Annotated in this window: 18 protein-coding genes and 1 tRNA gene; 8 read left to right on the forward strand and 11 right to left on the reverse strand. The window is 67.9% G+C overall.

The window, feature by feature from the left end:
* Positions 1-47 precede the first annotated feature (47 nt).
* The 9 genes from ACWF7A_RS11480 to dnaA form a co-directional block, all read right to left on the reverse strand.
* A tRNA-Ile gene (locus tag ACWF7A_RS11480) sits at positions 48-121 on the reverse strand.
* A gap of 73 nt (positions 122-194) precedes the next feature.
* A complete protein-coding gene (locus ACWF7A_RS11485; RefSeq protein WP_452250357.1) occupies positions 195-1,247 on the reverse strand; it encodes a DUF3566 domain-containing protein in 1,053 nt (350 codons plus the stop codon).
* 34 nt (positions 1,248-1,281) lie between these two features.
* Entirely contained in the window at positions 1,282-3,825 is a 2,544-nt protein-coding gene (gene gyrA / locus ACWF7A_RS11490) for a DNA gyrase subunit A (RefSeq protein WP_452250358.1), read from the reverse strand.
* A gap of 55 nt (positions 3,826-3,880) precedes the next feature.
* Complete coding sequence (gyrB, locus tag ACWF7A_RS11495; RefSeq protein ID WP_452250359.1) at positions 3,881-5,851, reverse strand: DNA topoisomerase (ATP-hydrolyzing) subunit B; 1,971 nt, start codon at positions 5,849-5,851, stop codon at positions 3,881-3,883.
* A gap of 248 nt (positions 5,852-6,099) precedes the next feature.
* Entirely contained in the window at positions 6,100-6,633 is a 534-nt protein-coding gene (locus tag ACWF7A_RS11500) for a DciA family protein (protein ID WP_452250360.1), read from the reverse strand.
* Positions 6,634-6,751: 118 nt separating this feature from the next.
* The gene (gene recF, locus ACWF7A_RS11505; protein WP_452250361.1) at positions 6,752-7,858 is read right to left on the reverse strand and encodes a DNA replication/repair protein RecF; all 1,107 of its coding nucleotides are present in this window, start codon (positions 7,856-7,858) and stop codon (positions 6,752-6,754) included.
* A gap of 3 nt (positions 7,859-7,861) precedes the next feature.
* Entirely contained in the window at positions 7,862-8,776 is a 915-nt protein-coding gene (gnd, locus tag ACWF7A_RS11510; RefSeq protein WP_452250362.1) for a phosphogluconate dehydrogenase (NAD(+)-dependent, decarboxylating), read from the reverse strand.
* Positions 8,777-8,819: 43 nt separating this feature from the next.
* Positions 8,820-9,944 (reverse strand): DNA polymerase III subunit beta, encoded by a 1,125-nt coding sequence (gene dnaN, locus ACWF7A_RS11515; protein ID WP_452250363.1) that lies wholly within the window; start codon positions 9,942-9,944, stop codon positions 8,820-8,822.
* A gap of 807 nt (positions 9,945-10,751) precedes the next feature.
* The gene (gene dnaA, locus ACWF7A_RS11520; RefSeq protein ID WP_452250364.1) at positions 10,752-12,353 is read right to left on the reverse strand and encodes a chromosomal replication initiator protein DnaA; all 1,602 of its coding nucleotides are present in this window, start codon (positions 12,351-12,353) and stop codon (positions 10,752-10,754) included.
* A gap of 347 nt (positions 12,354-12,700) precedes the next feature.
* Between dnaA and rpmH the strand changes: the two genes are divergently transcribed.
* From rpmH to ACWF7A_RS11545, 5 genes are read left to right on the forward strand one after another with little or no spacing between them, the layout of a single operon-like run.
* Entirely contained in the window at positions 12,701-12,844 is a 144-nt protein-coding gene (gene rpmH / locus ACWF7A_RS11525) for a 50S ribosomal protein L34 (protein WP_030465619.1), read from the forward strand.
* 26 nt (positions 12,845-12,870) lie between these two features.
* On the forward strand, positions 12,871-13,212 hold the full coding sequence (gene rnpA, locus ACWF7A_RS11530; RefSeq protein ID WP_452250365.1) for a ribonuclease P protein component: 342 nt from the start codon (positions 12,871-12,873) through the stop codon (positions 13,210-13,212).
* Positions 13,209-13,466 (forward strand): membrane protein insertion efficiency factor YidD, encoded by a 258-nt coding sequence (gene yidD / locus ACWF7A_RS11535; protein WP_030480223.1) that lies wholly within the window; start codon positions 13,209-13,211, stop codon positions 13,464-13,466. Before rnpA ends, yidD begins: the two co-directional genes overlap by 4 nt.
* 5 nt (positions 13,467-13,471) lie before the next feature.
* Positions 13,472-14,506, forward strand: coding sequence for a membrane protein insertase YidC (yidC, locus tag ACWF7A_RS11540; protein ID WP_452250366.1), 1,035 nt, complete (start codon positions 13,472-13,474; stop codon positions 14,504-14,506).
* 30 nt (positions 14,507-14,536) lie between these two features.
* Positions 14,537-15,109: a Jag family protein gene (locus tag ACWF7A_RS11545; protein ID WP_452250367.1), complete on the forward strand. Its 573-nt coding sequence runs from the start codon at positions 14,537-14,539 to the stop codon at positions 15,107-15,109.
* Positions 15,110-16,045: 936 nt separating this feature from the next.
* On the opposite strand, the gene ACWF7A_RS11550 is transcribed toward ACWF7A_RS11545, so the two are convergent.
* The gene (locus tag ACWF7A_RS11550) at positions 16,046-16,483 is read right to left on the reverse strand and encodes a protein-tyrosine phosphatase family protein (RefSeq protein WP_452250660.1); all 438 of its coding nucleotides are present in this window, start codon (positions 16,481-16,483) and stop codon (positions 16,046-16,048) included.
* A 205-nt stretch (positions 16,484-16,688) separates the two neighbouring features.
* Here ACWF7A_RS11550 and rsmG point away from each other — a divergent pair, with 205 nt between their 5' ends.
* From rsmG to ACWF7A_RS11565, 3 genes are all read left to right on the forward strand, one after another.
* The gene (gene rsmG, locus ACWF7A_RS11555; protein ID WP_452250661.1) at positions 16,689-17,336 is read left to right on the forward strand and encodes a 16S rRNA (guanine(527)-N(7))-methyltransferase RsmG; all 648 of its coding nucleotides are present in this window, start codon (positions 16,689-16,691) and stop codon (positions 17,334-17,336) included.
* Positions 17,337-17,431: 95 nt separating this feature from the next.
* Positions 17,432-18,307, forward strand: a complete 876-nt coding sequence (locus ACWF7A_RS11560) for a ParA family protein (RefSeq protein WP_189157576.1) — start codon at positions 17,432-17,434, stop codon at positions 18,305-18,307.
* A complete protein-coding gene (locus ACWF7A_RS11565) occupies positions 18,304-19,272 on the forward strand; it encodes a ParB/RepB/Spo0J family partition protein (RefSeq protein ID WP_452250368.1) in 969 nt (322 codons plus the stop codon). The genes ACWF7A_RS11560 and ACWF7A_RS11565 overlap by 4 nt, the downstream gene beginning before the upstream one ends.
* Before the next feature lie 89 nt (positions 19,273-19,361).
* Here the strand turns inward: ACWF7A_RS11565 and ACWF7A_RS11570 are convergent, their stop codons facing one another.
* Entirely contained in the window at positions 19,362-20,306 is a 945-nt protein-coding gene (locus ACWF7A_RS11570) for a D-alanine--D-alanine ligase family protein (RefSeq protein WP_452250369.1), read from the reverse strand.

A 20,306-nucleotide genomic window follows, 5' to 3' on the forward strand; every position in this document is an offset into this window, starting at 1 on the left:
AGAATCTATCGACGATTTCCGCCGACGTGGATTGCCCTCGAATCGAGTGGGCCTAGGAGGACTTGAACCTCCGACCTCTTCATTATCAGTGAAGCGCTCTAACCGCCTGAGCTATAGGCCCTCGATCAACTGTCACCCCTTGGGGCGACGAGGAGAACCTTACAGGATCGTCCTCGCCGCCCCCAAATCGGGGGTCACTCACGCTCGGAGAGCGTCAACTCCAAACCACCGGCCAGATCCGCGGACACGTTGTAGACGAACGCGCCCACGGTCGCGAGAGCCGTGAACAGCACGATGTTGACGGCACCGATGATCGCCGAGACGCCGAACACGCGGCCGGCGCTGATCAGCGGTTCGCCCGGCTCGTTGGCCTGGAGCAGGTCGTTCGCGGTGCTGTTGATCTTGTCCCAGACGCCCATGCCGTGCAGGACGCCGTAGAGCACACCGACCGCCACGAGCCAGACGAAGAACAGTGCGACGCCCAGCACCAGGGCGAGCTTCAGGACCGACCACGGGTCGACGCGCTTCACCTGCAGCGAGGCGCGGCGCGGGCCGCGGCCGGGGCGCCGGGCCGACGGCGAGGACGCGGCGGGGCGGGCCCCGCTGCTGCCCATGTTCACCGACGTGCGGCTGCTGCCCAGGCCGACCGGCACGGCCGAGCCCGTGACCACGGGCTTCTGCACCTTGACGGTGTCCGGGTCGGTCTGCGGGAAGGCGGGAGCCGGTTCGGCGGCGGACGGCACGGGCGGCGCGGCCGGAGCCGTGTACGTCTCGGTCGTGTCGCTCTGAGCGGCTTCCGTGTCGTTCGTCACCCGCTGCCAGGGCGGCGGGGTGGAGACGACGACCGGCTCGTCCGCGACGGGCGCGGGTGCCGGAGTCGGAGCGGCCGCGCCGAGCGAGACCGTCTTCTCCTCAGCCGGAGCAGCCGGGGTCGCCGGAGCGGCCTTGGTGGCTGCCGGTGCGGGAGCCGGGGCCGGCGTCGCGGCCGGAGCGGGAGTCGCCGGAGCCGGAGTCGCCGGAGCGGCCGGCTTCTCCTTCGCGGGTGCGGCGGGGGCGACGGCCTCGGCCGCCTTCTCCGCCGACACCGGCTTGGTCTTGTCCTGCGCGGTTCCACCCGAGGAACCGGAGGCCGCTGCCGAATCCGCCTTCTTCTCCGCGGGCTTGGCAGCGGAGTTCTGCGGAGTCGGTTTGGTGATCACCGCGGTCTTGTCCGCGTCCCGACCTTCGCGGTTCTCGGGTGGAGTCACGAGCTTGTCCTTGACCTCTCGCTAGCGATGCCGGCTACTCAGCCGAGTCGGTGGGGGTGGCTGACTGGTCAGCGGCAGAGTCCTCCGCGGCAGACGCCTCACTGATAGTGACGTCGCTGGGCTCGTCCGCGTTGCGTGCGACGGCGATCAAAGTGGTGCTCTCGCCGAGGTTCATCAGCCGCACGCCCTTCGTCTGCCGTCCAGCCTTGCGCACCTGCTCGGCCCGAGTCCTGATGACTCCGCCGCTCGAGGTGATGGCGTAGAGCTCGTCGTCGACGTCGACGATGAGCGCGCCCACCAGCCTGCCACGTCGCCGGTCGTGCTGAATGGTCAGCACACCCTTGCCGCCACGGCCCTGGACCGGGTAGTCCTCGATCGGCGTTCGCTTCGAGTACCCACCGTCCGTCGCGACCAAAACGAAGAGGCCCTCTTGGACGACGCCGACGGAAAGCAGCTCGTCATCGGCGTTGAACCGCATGCCCTGCACACCTGACGTGGCACGACCCATCGGGCGCAGCACGTCGTCGGTCGCGTGGAAGCGGATCGACTGGCCGTCGGCGGAGACCATGAGCAGGTCGTCGTCGGCCGAGCACAGCACCGCGCCGACGAGCTCGTCGTCCTCGCGGAGGTTGATGCCGATAAGACCACCCGATCGGTTGGAATCGAAGTCGGTGAGCTTCGACTTCTTCACCAGGCCCTTGCGGGTGGCGAGCACGAGGTACGGCGACACCTCGTAGTTCTTGATCTGGATGACCTGCGCGATCTCCTCGTCCGGCTGGAACGCGAGGAGGTTCGCGACGTGCTGGCCGCGGGCGTTGCGGTTCGCCTCGGGCAGCTCGTACGCCTTCGTGCGGTACACGCGGCCCTTGTTCGTGAAGAACAGGATCCAGTCGTGCGTCGAGCACACGAAGAAGTGCGCCACGATGTCGTCCTGCTTGAGCTGCGCGCCCTGGACTCCCTTGCCGCCGCGCTTCTGCGCCCGGTAGAGGTCGGTCTTGGTGCGCTTCGCGTAGCCGGTACGCGTGATCGTGACGACCACGTCCTCGACCGCGATCAGGTCCTCCATGGACACGTCGCCGTCGAACGGGATGATCTTCGTGCGGCGGTCGTCGCCGAACTTGTCCACGATCGCCGTGAGCTCGTCGCGCACGATCTTGCGCTGCCGCTCCGGCTTTTCGAGGATGTCCTTGAGGTCCGCGATCTCCAGCTCGATCTCGGCCAACTGGTCGATGATCTTCTGGCGCTCGAGGGCGGCCAGGCGGCGGAGCTGCATCTCCAGGATCGCGTTGGCCTGGATCTCGTCGACGTCGAGGAGCTCCATCAGGCCCGAGCGGGCGATGTCCGGCGTCTCGGACCGGCGGATCAACGCGATCACCGCGTCGAGCTGGTCGAGCGCCTTCACCAGACCGCGCAGGATGTGGGCGCGCTCTTCGGCCTTGCGCAGGCGGAACCTGGTCCGCCGCTGGATGACCTCGATCTGGTGCTTCACGTAGTGGCGGATCATCTGGTCGATCCGCAGCGTGCGCGGCACGCCGTCGACCAGCGCCAGCATGTTGACGCCGAACGAGTACTGCAGCTGGGTGTGCTTGTAGAGGTTGTTCAGCACGACCTTCGCCACCGCGTCGCGCTTGAGCGTGACGACGATGCGCATGCCGATGCGGCGGTTCGACTCGTCCGCGATGTTCGCGATGCCGGTGAGCTTGGCGTCGCGCACGAGCGCGGCGATGTTCTCGACCAGGTTGTCCGGGTTCACCTGGTACGGCAGCTCGGTGACGACGAGGATCGTGCGGCCCTTGGCGTCCTCGTCCATCTCGACGACCGCGCGCATGCGGACCGAGCCGCGGCCGGTGCGGTACGCGTCCTCGATGCCGGAGGTGCCGAGGATCTGGCCGTACGTCGGGAAGTCCGGGCCCTTGATCCGCGCGATCGTCGCCTCGAGGGTCTCCTCGTCGGAGGCCTCGTGGTTGTCGAGCGCCCACACGACCGCGTCCGCCACCTCGCGGAGGTTGTGCGGCGGGATGTTGGTCGCCATGCCGACCGCGATGCCCGAGCTGCCGTTGATCAGCAGGTTCGGGATGCGCGACGGGAGGACGACCGGCTCCTGGATGCGGCCGTCGTAGTTGTCGCGGAAGTCGACGGTCTCTTCCTCGATGTCGGCCAGCATGTGCATGGCCAACGGGGAGAGCCGGCACTCCGTGTACCGCATGGCGGCGGCGGGGTCGTTGCCCGGCGAGCCGAAGTTGCCCTGGCCCTGGATCAACGGGTAGCGCAGCGCCCACGGCTGGGCGAGACGCACCAGCGCGTCGTAGATCGCCGAGTCACCGTGCGGGTGGTAGTTGCCCATCACGTCGCCGACGACGCGCGCGCACTTGTTGAAGCCGCGGTCGGGGCGGAAGCCGGAGTCGAACATCGAGTACAGAACGCGGACGTGCACGGGCTTCAACCCGTCGCGCACGTCCGGCAACGCACGACCCACGATGACGGACATCGCGTAGTTGATGTACGAGTTCTGCATCTCCTGCTGGATCTCGACCGGCTCGATGCGGTCGTGCTCCGGAGGGAGGGTCGTCTCGCTCACTGTTCTCTTTCCTTCTCGCCAGAAACGCCAGGATGCCTAGGGACCAAGACCGGACTCAGATGTCCAGGAACTTGATGCTCTTGGCGTTGCGGGTGATGAACGAACGGCGTGCCTCGACGTCCTCGCCCATGAGCACGCTGAACAGCTCGTCGGCGGTGGCCGCGTCGTCCATGGTGACCTGCCGCAGGATCCGGTTCGCCGGGTCCATCGTGGTCTCCCACAGCTCCTCGGCGTTCATCTCGCCAAGACCCTTGTACCGCTGGATGTTGTCGTCCTTGCCGAGCCTCTTGCCGCCTTCGAGACCTGCCTTGATCACGGCGTCGCGCTCGCGGTCGGAGTAGACGTACTCCGGCTCCGCCCGCTGCCACTTGATCTTGTAGAGCGGCGGCTGCGCGAGGTACACGTGGTTGTGCTCGATGAGCGGCTGCATGAAGCGGAACAGCAGCGTGAGCAACAGCGTGCGGATGTGCTGGCCGTCGACGTCGGCGTCGGCCATCAGCACGATCTTGTGATAGCGCAGCTTCGTGAGGTCGAACTCGTCGTGGATGCCGGTGCCCAGCGCGGTGATCAGCGACTGGACCTCGGTGTTCTTGAGAACGCGGTCGATGCGCGCCTTCTCGACGTTGATGATCTTGCCGCGGATCGGGAGGATGGCCTGGTACATGGAGTCCCGGCCTTCCTTGGCCGAGCCGCCTGCCGAGTCGCCCTCGACGATGTAGAGCTCGCAGCGCTCCGGCTCGGTCGAGCGGCAGTCCTTCAGCTTGCCGGGCAGGCCGCCGATGTCGAGCGCGCCCTTGCGGCGCACCAGCTCGCGGGCCTTGCGGGCGGCGATGCGGGCCTGCGCCGACGACACCGACTTGGTGACGATGGTCTTGGCCTCGTTGGGGTGGCGCTCGAACCAGTCGGCCAGGTGCTCGTTCGTCGACTTCTGCACGAACGACTTCGCCTCGCTGTTGCCCAGCTTGGTCTTCGTCTGGCCCTCGAACTGGGGCTCCTTGAGCTTCACCGAGATGATCGCCGCGAGACCCTCGCGGATGTCGTCACCGGTGAGGTTCGTGTCCTTCTCCTTGAGGAGCTTCTTCTCGCGCGCGTACTCGTTGACCACTCGGGTCAGCGCGGCGCGGAAGCCTTCCTCGTGCGTGCCGCCCTCGTGCGTGTTGATCGTGTTCGCGAAGGTGTAGACCGAGGCCGTGTAGCCCGTGTTCCACTGCATCGCGATCTCGACCTGGAGGTCGTCGCCCTGCACCTCGAAGCCGATCACCTTCTGGTGCACGGCCTCGCGCGTGTGGTTGATGTGGCGGACGAAGTCCTCCAGACCACCGGGGTAGTGGAAGACGCGCTCCTTCACCGCGGCCTTGTGGCCCTCGGCGTCGGCCTCCTCGTCCGCCTCCGAGACCCGCTCGTCGCGCAGGATGATCGTGATCCCCTTGTTGAGGAACGCCATCTCCTGCAGGCGGCGTGCGATCGTCTCGACGTTGTACTCGGTGGTCTCGAAGATCTCCGGGTCCGCCCAGAACGTGACGGTGGTGCCGGTCTCCGTCGTCGGCTCGCCCTTGCGCAGCTCGTGCGCGGGCTTGGAGGCCTCGTAGCGCTGGGTCCAGACGTGACCCGCGTTCTTGATCTCCAGGTCGACGGCGGTGGACAGCGCGTTCACCACCGAGATGCCGACGCCGTGCAGACCGCCGGACACCGCGTAGGAGTCGCTGTCGAACTTGCCGCCCGCGTGCAGCTTGGTCATGACGACCTCGACGGTCGGCACGCCCTCCACCGGGTGGATGCCGGTCGGGATGCCACGACCGTCGTCGATGACCCGGATGCCGCCGTTGGCCAGCAGCGTGACGTCGACCGTCGTCGCGTAGCCGGCCATCGCCTCGTCGACCGAGTTGTCCACGACCTCCTGGACCAGGTGGTGCAGACCGCGTTCACCGGTGGAACCGATGTACATGCCCGGCCGCTTGCGCACTGCCTCGAGGCCTTCGAGGACGGTGATCGAGGACGCGTCGTACTCGTTCTTCTTTTCTGACACGGGCCTGGAGTCTCCTCGCTGATGCGGGCAGAACCCGCACGGTGTTCCCCGGACTTCTGGGATGGGGGTGACGCTCTCCTGTGATTCTACCGGTGCACCCCGACAGAACGGGGTCAAGGACACCTTTGATTCGGTCACAGAGCGCCTCAAGAAGCGCAGGACGGGTCAGGACGGCTGAAATGGGGGTTCAAATCCGCAGGTGAACGCTCATTGAGCCGTAGAACGGCCGCTGAGCCCTTGACAGGACCTCACCCGTAGGTGTCACGCGGACCGCGCCCAGGCGCGTGCCTGGGGCCGTGTCGCCAGCTGGGAGCGTCCGGTCCCTTGATCTTGAGCTTCTTGACGACGCCGTTGCCCACACCCGCGGCGATCCGTTTGATCAGCTCGCGCTGCAGAAGGCGCAGCTGAGTGGCCCACGCCGTCGACGACGCCTGGACCGTCAGTTCCCCGTCACTGAGAGCGATTGGCTTCGCGTGCTCGGCGACGTCCTCTCCCACCAATTTTGCCCAACGACCGAAGACCTGGCCACCCTGCAGCTGCTCGACCCAGCCGCGGTCCGCCGCGAGCCTGGACGCGATCCGCCCGAGCGGCTGGGGGTCGCGGTCGTCCGGGCCCGGACCCGACCAGCGACGCCGTCGGCGTTGGACCGGACGGCCCTTCGCCTTGCTCCCCGGCACCCGTCCGCGGGCCTTCGCGGCCGCTTTCGCCGCCTCCAGAGCCGCACGCGCGAGGTCCGAACCCTTGAGCTGCTCACCCTCAGGTGTGAATGAACCTGTGGACAAGTCCGGATTTGTGACGGAGTTATCCACACCATCCACAGACTTGTCCCCAGATGTGTGGGCGGACACACCCGATCGAGCTACATGTGGGGGCTTTGAACCCCCAGAGTCAGCCTCGGAGTCAGACACGTCGCACCTCCCCGCCGTGGACCTCGAACCGGGCACCGCTCAGCTCGTCCGGAACGTCCTCGGCCACCGCCGCGGTGATCAGCACCTGCTCGGCGGCGGCCGCCACCTTGGCCAGTTGCTGACGCCGGCCGCGGTCGAGCTCCGCGAACACATCGTCCAGCACGAGCACCGGTTCGATGCCGTCGACACGCATCAGCTCGTACCCGCCGAGCCTCAGGGCGAGCGCGAAGGACCATGACTCTCCGTGACTGGCGTAGCCCTTCGCGGGGAGCTCGCCGAGCGTCAGGTCCAGGTCGTCCCGGTGGGGACCGACGAGGCACACGCCGCGTTCGATCTCCTGCCGCCGCACCCGGTCGAGCTCGCCGAGCAGCAGGTCCTCGATGCTCTCCTTGTCCTCCGGCAGGTCGCCGACGCTCGACCGGTACGAGATGAGCGCCGGCCGTGACTCCGGAGCAACCTCCGCGTAGGCCGAGGTCACGTGGTCCGCCATGTCGCGGACCAGCTTCAACCGCGCGGCCAGGAGCTCCGCGCCGTGCTGGGCGAGGTGCCCGTCCCAGACGTCGAGCGTCGAGAGGTCCGCCGACCGCGAGTGCTTCACCGTCTTCAACAACGCACTGCGCTGCTTCAGGACACGGTCGTAGTCACTGCGAACACCGGCATAGCGCGGTGCGCGCAACACGAGCATCTCGTCGAGGAACCGCCGCCGGTCGCTCGGATCGCCTCTCACGAGAGAGAGGTCCTCCGGTGCGAACAGCACGGTCCGCAGAATCCCGAGCACGTCGCGCGGCCGCGGCACCGGGCCCCGGTTGATGCGGGCCCGGTTCGACTTGCCGGCCGTGATCTCGAGTTCGACGAGCAGCTCGCGGTCGTCGTTGACCACGGCCGCCCGCACCACGGCGCGATGAGCACCGTGCCGGATCAGCGGCGCGTCGCTGGAGACGCGGTGCGAACCCAGCGTCGCCACGTACCCGATCGCCTCGACCAGGTTCGTCTTGCCCTGGCCGTTGCGTCCGACGAGCACCGACGCGCCGGGCTCGAGCTCCAGGTCGGCGAGCTCCCACGACCGGAAGTCGCTGACCTGGAGGTGTCTGACGTGCACTCGCTAGCCCTGGGTGCTGCCGCCGCCGGACGACGGTCCGGCGAGGTGAACCGAGTGGCCACCGAACTGGTTGCGCAGCGCGGCGACCGCACGCATCGCCGGCGAGTCCTCCTGGCGCGACTGGAACCGCGCGAAGAGCGCGGCGGAGATCACCGGGAGCGGCACCGCGTTGTTGATGCCCTCCTCGACGGTCCACCGGCCCTCGCCCGAGTCCTCGACGTACCCGCGCAGGTCGTCGAGCTCCGGGTCGGACTCCAGCGCGCGGACCAGCAGGTCGAGCAGCCACGAGCGCACGACGGTGCCGCGCTGCCAGGCCGAGATGACCGCGGGCACGTTGTCCACGACGTCGGTCTTGTCGAGCAGTTCGAAGCCCTCGGCGTACGCCTGCATCAGGCCGTACTCGATGCCGTTGTGGACCATCTTCGAGTAGTGGCCGGCGCCGACCTTGCCCGCGTGCGCGAAGCCTTCCTCGCGCGGGCCCTCCGGACGGAGCGCGTCGAAGATCGGCATCGCCTGCTCGACGTGGGCGGCGTCGCCACCGACCATCAGCGCGTAGCCGTTGTCGAGGCCCCACACGCCACCGGACACGCCGGCGTCGACGTAGCCGATCCCCTTCTCCGCCAACAGGTCTGCGTGCACGCGGTCGTCGGTGAACTTGGAGTTGCCGCCGTCGACGACCAGGTCGCCGGGCGCCAGCAGCTCGGACAGCTCCTTCACCGTGTTACGGGTGATGTCGCCCGCGGGCACCATGACCCACACGACGCGCGGCGCTTCGAGCTTGGCCACCATGTCCGCCAACGACTCCGAGTCGGTGACCTCGGGGTTGCGGTCGTAGCCGATCACCTCGTGACCGGCCCGGCGCACCCGCTCGCGCATGTTGAAACCCATCTTGCCGAGGCCGACGAGTCCGAGCTGCACGGTGTTCTCCCCTACGTTCTTCTGTTGCCCGGTAAGGGTTTTCTCAGCCGGGAAGGCGAACGGGCATGAGCAGGTACAGGTAGCCCGGCGCCACGTTCCCATCCTCGTCCACCGGCTTCAGCAATGCCGGTCGGCTGGGTGTGGTGAAGGACAAGTGGACTTTCTGCGTGCGGACGGCTCCGAGGCCGTCGAGCAGGTAGCCCGGGTTGAACGCGATGGTGACCGCGTCGCCGGTGTACTCGACCGGGAGCTCTTCCTCGGCCGAACCCTCGTCGTCGCCGCCGGCCGAGAGACGCAGACCACCGTCGACGAACTCGAGGCGCACCTGCGTGCCGCGTTCGGCGACGAGCGACACGCGCTTGATCGCCTGCTGCAGCGCGTCGATGTCGATGATCGCCGCGGCGCTGTGCTCGGACGGCAGCAGCTGGCGGTACTTCGGGAAGTCCGCGTCGAGCAGGCGGGTGGTGGTCCGCTTGCCGGAGCCGGACAGACCGAGCAGTCCGTCGTTGGCCGCGAGCGACATCTCGACCTTGCTGCCGCCCGAGCCGAGCGTCTTCGCGGCGTCGCTGAGCGTGCGGGCGGGGACGAGGACCGCGACGTCGCCGAGCGTCGCGTCGGGCTCCCACGGGAACTCGCGCATCGCGAGGCGGAACCGGTCGGTGGCGACGAGGGTCAGCTTGCCCTCGCCGATCTCGACGCGGACGCCGGTCAGCATCGGGAGCGTGTCGTCCTTGCCGGCCGCGACGGCGACCTGGCTGACCGCCTCGCCGAAGACTTCGCCGGGGAGCTCACCGATGAGCTGCGGCATCGACGGGAGCGCCGGGTAGTCCTCGACCGGCATCGTCGGGAGGCTGAACCGGGCGCTGCCACAGCTGATCATCATTCGAGCACCGTCGACCGCGATCTCGACGGGGTGGTTCGGGAGCGCCTTGGTGATGTCGGCGAGAAGACGCCCGGAGACCAGAGCGCGGCCACCGTCGGCGATCGTCGCGGGCACACCGACCTGAGCGGAGACCTCGTAGTCGAACCCGGAGACCGTCAGCGAATCGTCCGACTCCGCGTCGAGCAGCACGCCGCCCAGCACGGGAACCGGTGGACGAGACGGAAGGCTGCGAGCGACCCAGGCGACAGCGTCGGCCAGGCCGTCGCGTTCGACGCGGATCTTCATGAGGCGTCCTTTCCTCGACAGTCGACAAGCCCAACCACGACAACGAGCCAGTGGGGGTTAGGGAGCCTCGACCTCGGCTGACCCGAGGTGCGGAGCAACAACGTTAGAGCGTCCTGGCCCTTCCCGTCACTTCGGGGTTCGGGCACCGATCCCCGGGAACCATCCACCGCTGTTTTGCTTTTGAGTTCTCCCAGAAGAGATCAAACAGCAGTAACAGTAAGGGTTGTGGATTGTGGGGACAGCCGTTAAACCTGCAGGTCAAGGTGTCACCCACCATGTGGACTAAGGGGGGATGGCACCCGGGGACAGATCGGCGCACCCGGGGACAGCCAGTTGTGCACAGGTCTCGATCCACAGATCGTCCACAGTTGTCCCCGGGTGCGTCCCCGGGTGCGGGCCAGTTGTACCCGGGTGTTCAACAGGCTTCTGTGGCCAGATCGTGGCCGGGGCCACAGACTTTTCCAGTTGTCCCCACCCCTTCGAGTGCCTGGGGTCAACAGAAAGCCTCGCCGCGCGGCGGATCGAGCCTCGTCTACCCAGGTACGTGTGCGGCTCGTGGTGGTGGTTGGAGCCGCACGGGCTTATGCAGTCCCATGCTGTCGCCCAAGTCGTCCCCAGGTGTTGGTCGTCGGGCGGCGGCCGCGCCCCCGGGTGCTCGCTGCCGGACCGCGGATCCGTCCCCGGGTGCTCGCCGCCGAGCCGGCCGGTCGCCTCCGGACCGTCCGGCCGTCCCGCTCACTGTCCCTGGGTGCGAACGAAAAAGGGGCCCTCCGCGGTGGAGGACCCCTTCGTTGCTACCCGGGTGGATCAGGAGATGTGGCGGGCGCGCTGCTTGATGCGCGACGTCAGTTCCTGCACCTGGTCGTAGATGCGTCGGCGTTCGGCCATCTCCTTGCGGATCTTCTTGTCCGCGTGCATGACCGTCGTGTGGTCGCGGCCGCCGAACGTCTGGCCGATCTTCGGCAGCGACAGGTCCGTCAGCTCGCGGCACAGGTACATGGAGATCTGCCGCGCCTGGGCGAGCGCCTTCGTCTTGCCGGGGCCGCACAGGTCGTCGATCGAGACGCCGAAGAACTCGGCGGTGACCGCCATGATCATCGGTGCGGTGATCTCCGGCGCGTGCGAGTCCGGGATGAGGTCGCGCAGCACGATCTCGGCGAGCTGGATGTCGACCGGCTGGCGGTTGAGCGACGCGAACGCCGTGACGCGGATGAGCGCGCCCTCGAGCTCGCGGATGTTGCGCTCTATGCGGGAGGCGATGAACTCCAGGACGTCCGCGGGAGCCGCGAGCCGGTCCTGGGCCGCCTTCTTGCGCAGGATCGCGATCCGGGTCTCCAGCTCGGGCGGCTGGATGTCCGTGATCAGGCCCCACTCGAACCGCGTGCGCAGACGGTCTTCCAGCGTCTCCAGCCGCTTGGGCGGCCGGTCGCTCGACACCACGATCTGCTTGTTCGTGTTGTGGAGCGTGTTGAACGTGTGGAAGAACTCCTCCTGCGTACCTTCCTTGCCCTCCAGGAACTGGATGTCGTCGACGAGGAGAACGTCGATGTCCCGGTAGCGGCGCTGGAAGGCGACCTTGCGGTCGTCGCGCAGCGAGTTGATGAAGTCGTTGGTGAACTCCTCGGTCGACACGTACCGCACGCGCATGCCGGGGAACAGGCGCTGGGCGTAGTGCCCGACGGCGTGCAACAGGTGCGTCTTGCCGAGGCCGCTCTCACCCCAGATGAAGAGCGGGTTGTACGCCCGGGCGGGAGCCTCGGCCACCGCGACGGCCGCGGCGTGCGCGAACCGGTTCGAGGCGCCGATGACGAACGTGTCGAAGTTGTACTTCTCGTTCAGCCGGGTCTGCGACGGCGACGGGTTCGCGGGCCGCGTGTAAGGGAGGTTCGCGTTCGGAGCCACCCCGCCCGCGGTGTTGGCCGTGTTGAACGTCGGCCAGATCTCGGAGACGGCCGCGAGCGCGTCGCCGGCCTCGTCGACTTCTTCTTCCGGGTCGTCCGCGATCACGGGGCCGGGCGTGTCGCCGTTCGGGATCGCGGGGATCCCCGGGACGACCGACGGCGCCACGGGCTGGACGACCTGCGCGGCCTGGATCGCGTGGACGGAGATCGGGGTGGTCGGCGGGCTCACGACGGGACTCACCGGTTCCGGCGAGTCGACCTTCACCGCGAGCGAGACCGAGCGGCCGAGCCTGCGGGAGAGCGCCGCGGTGATCGGGTCGCGCAGTGCGCGTTCGATCGCTTCTTTCGCGAAGTCACTGGGAGCAGCGAGCAGTGCCGTTCCATCCAGCAAACCGATCGGACGGGTGACCCTCATCCACGCGCGCTGCTGAGGGGACAGGTGGCTCGTCGCCAGTTCCTGCACCACCTCGGCCCACACGAGACCAAGATCGACCTGCTGGTTCGACACCTCCGCGCTCCCCTCCCCTCCGCCGGAGCCCAAGACTCCACATGTGGACACGGAGAATAGAGGTATCCACAGAGTTATCCACAACTGTGCACTAAAAGGTGCGTTGTGTTGCCGGTCGGTGGCGGCTCCCACGCCAACCCCGGCACGCGCGAAGGACGAACGGTAACAAGGCCCGGCACGCCTCACAAGACGTGGTGTGGCCCACCCCGATTTGGTCGCCGCACCCGGGCATGCGTACCCTCGTACGAGTCTCCCGCTTGCGACGGGCGCCTTTCGCGCGCCTACGTCCACTGCCGTCGGGGACAACCACAAGGCTTTGTCAGCAGTGAAGCACCGGGAGACCGACCGTGAGCAAGGGTAAGCGCACCTTCCAGCCCAACAACCGCCGCCGCGCGAAGACGCACGGCTTCCGGCTGCGCATGCGGACCCGCGCCGGCCGCGCCATTCTGGCCGCGCGCCGCAGCAAGGGCCGTGCCACTCTGTCCGCCTGACAGCGGCTGGTAAGCGCAGCGACGTCGTGCTACCACCGGCCGCCCGGCTCACCCGCAGCCAGGACTTCGGCCTGGTGGTCCGCCGAGGCCGCCGCGCCGGACGACCCCGGTTGGTCGTCCACGTCTTGAAGCCCGACGTGCCCACCTTGGATTCGTCCAAGGTGGGCTTCGTCGTGAGCAAGGCAGTGGGCAACTCGGTGGTTCGCCACCGTGTCTACCGACGCCTTCGCCACGTCGTCCGCCCGGCACTGGAAGAACTGCCGCCGGGAACTCTCGTCGTGGTCAGGGCGTTGGCTCCAGCAGCCGAGGCGTCGAGCTCCGAGCTCTCCGCCGATTTCTCTTCTGCCCTGCGCAAGGTGCTGCGATGACCACGTTGCCCGCGAAGGTCGCGCTGCTGCCGGTGCACTTCTATCGGAAGTTCATCTCGCCGCTGCTGCCGCCGACCTGCCGCTTCTACCCGAGTTGCAGCGCGTACGCGGTGGAAGCCCTGACAGTCCACGGCGCACTGCGAGGAACCTGGCTGACCATCCGCCGGTTGCTGCGCTGCGGACCCTGGCACCCTGGAGGCCTGGACCCCGTTCCGCCGAGGCGGCAGGTCCCCGACGTATCCACCGAGGAGTAGCTCCCGTGCTCAACTTCATCTACTACCCGGTGTCCTTCATCTTGTGGTGTTGGCACTGGGTGTTCGGCAAGGTCTTCGGTGAGTCGAGCGGCTTCGCCTGGGCACTGGCCGTGATCTTCCTGGTCTTCACGCTCCGCGCCATCCTCTTCAAGCCGTTCGTCGGCCAGGTGCGCTCCATGCGAAAGATGCAGGAGTTCGCGCCGGAGATGCAGAAGCTGAAGAAGAAGTACCCGAACGACCGCCAGCGCCAGGCGCAGGAGATGCAGAAGCTGCAGTCCGAGCACGGCGTCAACCCGCTCGGCGGCTGCCTGCCGATGCTGGTGCAGATCCCGGTGTTCATCGGTCTGTTCCACGTGCTGCGCTCGTTCAAGCCCGGCTGGGGCGAGGTCTACTTCTTCGACAAGCAGGGCGTCGACTCGTTCGTCAACGCCAAGCTCTTCGGCACGAACCTCTCGACCTTCATCACGATGCCGTCCGACCAGCTCGCGCAGTTCGGCACGGAGCGCCTGAACGTCATCCTGCTGTCGGTGCCGCTGATGATCATCGCGTCGATCGCGACCCACTTCACGGCCCGCCACTCGGTCGCCCGCCAGAACGCCTCGGCCCTGGACAACCCCCAGACGGCGATCATGAACAAGCTGACGCTCTGGGTCTTCCCCCTGGGTGTTCTCGCCGGTGGCTTCTTCTTCCCCGTCGCGATCCTGCTGTACTGGCTGTCCAACAACGCGTGGACCCTCGGCCAGCAGCACTTCGTCTACAAGCGCATCGACGCCGAGGAAGAGGAGAAGAAGGCCACGGTCGTCGAGACCCGCCAGGCCCTCGCTCCGAAGCCGGGCGCGAAGCCGGTCAACCCGAAGAAGCCCGCACCGGGAGCCAAGCCGGCCAACGGCGCCAAGCGCATGCCGACCGCGGGCCCGAGCGGCGCGCCGAAGGCGTCTTCCACGGATGCTGCCACCAACGGCAACGCCAACACCGAGATCCCCGGCCTGACCCCAGGCCGATCCACCAGCAAGAAGCCGGGCAGCAAGAAGCGCCGCTGATTTCGGGCGTTGCCCCGGAGAGGAGACATCGTGTCGGAGACCTTGCAGGCGACCGACGACGTGGAGGCGTCGTCGGAGGCCGAGGCCCAGACCGAGAGCACCGGGACTGCTGCTGAACCGCAGTCCCCCAGCAAGACCGAGGACCTGCTCGTCCAGGAAGGCGACATCGCGGGCGACTACCTCGAGCGCCTGCTCGACCTGCTCGACTACGACGGCGACATCGACCTGGACGTGGAAAGCGGCCGCGCCATCGTCAGCATCGACGGCGGCGAAGACCTCGCCAAGCTGGTGGGCCCCCGCGGCAACGTCCTCGAGTCGCTGCAGGAACTCACCCGCCTGGCCGTCCAGCAGGAAACGGGAGTCCGCTCCCGCCTCATGCTGGACATCGCCCAGTGGCGAGCGGGCCGCAGGGCAGAACTGGCAGAGATGGGCCGCACCACCGCGGAGAAGGTGGCCGCCTCAGGCGAGCGCGCCCGCCTGCACCCCATGACCCCGTTCGAGCGCAAGGTCGTCCACGACGCCGTCGCCTCGGTCGCGGGCGTGCACAGCGAGAGCGAGGGCGAGGAGCCGCAGCGGCGGGTCATCATCTTCCCCAAGCCGTAGCAGCTGGACCTCTCTCACGGCCCCTGGTTCCACTGGAACCAGGGGCCGTTTGCTGTCCCGGGGCAGGCAGGGCGGGGCGGCGCGGCCGGCTCGGGGGGCCGGGGCGGCTGCGGGAGGCGGTGGAGGGCCGGAGAGAGAAGGCAAGGGCTAGAAGCGAGAGCGCGAAGCCGAGAGCGGGAGCGAGGTGGGGGTGAGACATGGCGGCACAGACGGGGGCGAGGGCTGGGCAAGAGCGGGAGCGAGGAGGTGGAGGCGAGGGCTGGGGGCGGCGGCAGGAGGCCGAGCTAGTGCGGGAGCTGGGCGGCGGGAACTGGACAGCCGAGGCAGCGCGGAGAGGCAGCGCGGAGAGGCAGCGCGGAGAGGCAGCGCGGAGAGGCAGCGCGGAGAGGCAGCGCGGAGAGGCAGCGCGGAGAGGCGGAGTGCGCGTGAGCGGAGTGGGCGCGGCTAGCGACATGTCGACATGACGCGATCCCCCCTGAACGCAGACCGGGAGCAGTCCCCACGGGCGACGGCCACGCGCTCAGCGGCTCCCTAGACACGGCACTTGCGGGGACCACCGAGGCGATGGCGAAGCCGAGGCGTCACTCCAGAACCACAGGGCAAGGCGACCGATCGCAATGGCGGAGCCGAGGCGTGCGTACCTCTCCCCGCCGGGCAACCGGCGACAAAGGTGGGCGCGGCGCGATTGGGGCTTGACCTTGAGGGGTTGGATGCGACCGTGGCAGGGATCGGCTGGGTTGTTATGCCCAGCTTGTAAAGGTCCGATATGGCATCCAGCTAGAGGCTCAAGGTCAAGCCCCAATCGCGATCGTCGCGAAGCGGCGATGCCCCAGCACCGCCACGTCACGACCCAACCCAGCCACCCACGCAAGGCGACACGACGCGCGATAGGCACCCCCGCTGGAACAGCAGAGACAACCGTTCCACGTGAAACACCTACCCCCGCCCACCCCACCAGTTCTCCAACCACTCCCCCTGCCCCACGGTCTGAGGCACCGCCCTCCCCCGCACTCCGGAGATCAACCCCCAAGCCTCCGAAGGCGGAACCCCATCCATCCCCAACAACAACCCGGCCATCAACGAAGACCGCCCCACTCCAGCCCAGCAGTGAAACACCACATGCCCACCACCCACGTACACCTCGTGCAGCGGCCGAACCAACGCAACGGCCGCATCGACGTCAGGCACAGACCCATCCGCCACGGGCAAGCACAGGTATCGAATCCCGGCCGCGGAAACGACCCGCTCCTCATCCACCAGATCGCACTCGACCCGCTCGGAATCAGTCTGCAGCGACACCAGTACATCCACCCCCGCTCGCCGCAGCCCAGCAGCCTTCCCCTCCAGCAGCCACCCGCCTGCCGGATGACCCATGGTCGACACGAGCCCACGACCCGTACGAGCGACCGTCCACAGCGTCGAATCCAACTTTCCCCCAAGTTTCACGTGAAACGGCGCTCAGGATTTGGCGCCACCCACTGTCGATCCGTCATGATGGTGCCCTGGCATTCGCCAGCTTTTCCACCGGCCGCTGGGACACCGCCGCCGCGTGGTTTCACGTGAAACGCGGATGGAGAACATGGCCGGGGATTTGCCCGACAACGCGAAGCTCGTCTTCGGTGAGCACGTCGATCGTGCCGCCGAGTATGTCCGGCTCCTGGAGGAGCACGGCGTGGAGCGCGGACTCATCGGCCCTCGTGAGGTCGAGAAGATCTGGGATCGGCACGTGCTCAACTCGGCGGTGATCGAGGAGCTCTTCCAGCCCAACGAACGTGTCGTCGACGTGGGCTCAGGCGCCGGGCTGCCGGGAGTGCCGCTCGCCATTGCGCGGCCCGACCTGAGGATCACGTTGCTGGAGCCGATGGCTCGCCGCATCGCGTGGCTCGACGAGGTCAAGGAACGGCTGAGCCTCGACAACGTGACGGTCCTCCGCGGGCGCGCGGAGGAAGGACCGATCCGGAAGCAGTTGCTCAACTGCGACTCGGCCACGGCGAGGGCGGTGGCTCCGCTGGAGAAGCTGACGAAGTGGTGCCTGCCGCTTCTCAAGGGCGGTGGGCGGATGGTGGCGCTCAAGGGCGAGCGTGCGCAGGAGGAGTTGGAACGCGACGGTGCGGCGGTGCTCAAAGCTGGGGGCGCCAACCCGCACGTGGTCGTCGTGGGAGCGGACGTACTTGAGGTGCCGACGACGGTGCTCATCGTGGAGCGCCAGACCCGGAGGGATCGGTGAGCGTGTACCCGGAGTTCCAGGCCGCCGATGTTCCACGTGAAACGAAGCCCTCCAAACCCAAAGCCAAGACGACCAACAACGGAGATGACAGCGCCGTGGTGTGGACCCCGATTGCAGAAGAGGCGGCTCGTGCGGCAAGCGTGCTGCACCCCGACGAGTCACTGCTCCCCCGCCCGACCCATCGCCGGGTGATCACCGTCGCCAACCAGAAGGGTGGCGTCGGCAAGACGACGAGCACGGTGAACCTCGCTGCCGCGCTCGCCATTCACGGGCTCAAGACGCTCGTGATCGACCTCGACCCCCAGGGCAACGCCAGCACGGCGCTCTCCGTTGAGCACCGCAGCGGCACGCCGTCCGTCTACGAGGTCCTCATCGGCGAGATCTCCATCGCCGAGGCCGCTCAGGTCAGCCCGACGTCGCCGAACCTCTTCTGCGTGCCCGCGACGATCGACCTCGCCGGCGCCGAGATCGAGCTCGTCTCGATGGTGGCGCGTGAGGCGCGGCTCAAGGAGGCGCTCTCCCCCGAGGCGCTCGACCAGCTGCAGCCCGACTACGTCTTCATCGACTGCCCGCCGAGTCTCGGCCTGCTGACCGTCAACGCGATGGTCGCGGCGCAGGAGGTCCTCATCCCGATCCAGTGCGAGTACTACGCGCTGGAGGGTCTGAGCCAGCTGCTGCGCAACATCGAACTGGTGCAGCAGCACCTCAACCCGGAGCTCAGCATCTCCACGATCCTCCTCACGATGTACGACGGCCGCACGAAGCTCGCGGACCAGGTGACCAGTGAGGTGCGCGGTCACTTCGGCGACGTCGCCCTCAAGACGGTGATTCCGCGCAGCGTGAAGGTTTCCGAGGCGCCAGGATTCGGGCAGACGGTGTTGACGTACGACCCGGGCTCGCGCGGGTCGATGAGCTATCTCGACGCCGCCAAGGAGATCGCGATCCGCGGGGCCAAGAAGGAGGGCGCATGACGGAGCAGCGCAAGGGTGGACTCGGGCGCGGTCTGGCCGCACTCATCCCCCAGGGTCCGCCGGCCGGTGCGCCCAGCACGATCCGGCCCGCGATGGCCGGCAACGGGGCCACCAAGACCCAGACCGCGCAGCCTGCCGGTGAGGTAGCCGGGGCGGTGTACCGCGAGATCGCGGTCACCGCGATCCGTACGAACACCAAGCAGCCGCGTCAGGTGTTCGACCAGGATGCGATCGACGAGCTCTCGTTCTCCATCAAGGAGTTCGGGCTCATGCAGCCGATCGTGGTCCGCGAGCTGACCGCGGACACGTTCGAGCTCGTCATGGGTGAGCGCCGGTGGCGTGCCACGCAGCAGGCCGGGCTCAAGACGATCCCGGCCATCGTGCGGCAGACCGCCGACGACAACATGCTGCGGGACGCGCTGCTGGAGAACATTCACCGCGTCCAGCTCAACCCGCTCGAAGAGGCGGCGGCGTACCAGCAGCTGCTGGAGGAGTTCGGCGTCACGCACGAGGAGCTCGCGGACCGCATCGGTCGCAGCCGCCCCGTCGTCACGAACACCATCCGGCTGCTGAAGCTCCCCCTCCCCGTCCAGCGACGGGTCGCGGCGGGTGTGCTGAGCGCCGGCCACGCGCGTGCACTCCTCGGTCTGGACGACGCGGGAATGCAGGAGGACCTCGCGGCACGGATCATCGCCGAGGGCATGTCGGTCCGCGCGACCGAAGAAGCGGTGACGATCGCCAAGAACGAGAAGCCCAAGAAGGAGAAGGCCGCCCCGCGCAAGCAGCTGCACGCGCCCGGTCTGCAGGAGCTCGCCGAGCGCCTCTCGGACAACTTCGACACCCGCGTGAAGGTCGAACTCGGGCAGCGAAAAGGGCGGATCGTGGTCGAGTTCGGGTCAGTTGATGATCTTCAAAGGATCATCGGCATGATGAGCCCGGAAACGACAATTCGGACATCGGAGTAGGCCCATAGGATCACACCAGGGCCTTATGTCACGGTGACGATGACGCCCCGCATCCATACGGATACGGGGCGTCACCTATGAATGAGAGATCATCGAGCGACAGCGCGCTCGACCAAACCGGCGTAGATCTCGCCCAACGACTGCCCCGCCGCCTCGACGGCCATCGGCAGGAGCGACGTCTCGGTCAGTCCCGGCGACACGTTCACTTCCAGGAAGTAGACGGTGCCGTCCTCGGCCACGATCGCGTCGGTCCGCGACACGTCCCGCAGTCCGAGCAACCGGTGCGCCGCGACGGCCAGCTCCCCCACCGCCTTCGCGGACGAGGCGTCCAACCGAGCCGGCGCGTGGAAGTCCGTCAGCCCCGCGGTGTAGCGAGCGGTGTAGTCGTACACCCCGGTCTCCGGAACGATCTCGACCGCCGGCAGCGCGTACGGACCCTCCGGCCCGTCGACGACCGCGACCGCCACCTCCACCCCGGAGATGAACTGCTCGGCCAGCACGGTGTCCCCGTACGCCAGGCACCCGACCATCGCCGGCGGCAGCTCGGCCGCGTCACGCACGACCTGAGCGCCCAGCGCCGACCCGCCCTGGTCCGGCTTCAGCATCAACGGCAACCCGAGCGTCGAGACCATCGCGTCCAGCACCGGACGAGCGCCCAGCTCCCGGAACGTCGCGTGCGGCAGCACGACCCACTCCGGCGTCGCCAGCCCGGCACGGGCGAGCTCGGCCTTGGCGGTCGGCTTGTCCCACGCACGACGGCACGCCCGCGAGTCCGTGCCCACGTACGGCACGCCGAACATCTCGAGGATCGCCTGCACCGACCCGTTCTCACCCTCACCGCCGTGCAGGGCGACGACGACCGCGTCCGGGCGGTGGGACTCGAGGCGCGTCAGCAACGAGGCGTCGGCGTCCCACTCCTCCACCGTCAGGCCCACCGACCGCAGGGCGGCCGACAGCCGGCGGCCCGAGCGGATCGAGACTTCACGTTCGTGGGAGAGCCCACCGGACAGCACAGCGACCACACGGTCAGCCAC

Source organism: Lentzea sp. NPDC055074 (assembly GCF_053608005.1).

Bases quoted from the DNA above. Each gene is read 5' to 3' on its own strand.
- dnaN (WP_452250363.1), bottom strand. From the start codon at position 9,944: ATGAAGATCCGCGTCGAACGCGACGGCCTGGCCGACGCTGTCGCCTGG.
- yidD (WP_030480223.1), top strand. From the start codon at position 13,209: ATGACCACGTTGCCCGCGAAGGTCGCGCTGCTGCCGGTGCACTTCTAT.
- ACWF7A_RS11550 (WP_452250660.1), bottom strand. From the start codon at position 16,483: ATGGGTCATCCGGCAGGCGGGTGGCTGCTGGAGGGGAAGGCTGCTGGG.
- rsmG (WP_452250661.1), top strand. From the start codon at position 16,689: ATGGCCGGGGATTTGCCCGACAACGCGAAGCTCGTCTTCGGTGAGCAC.
- ACWF7A_RS11565 (WP_452250368.1), top strand. From the start codon at position 18,304: ATGACGGAGCAGCGCAAGGGTGGACTCGGGCGCGGTCTGGCCGCACTC.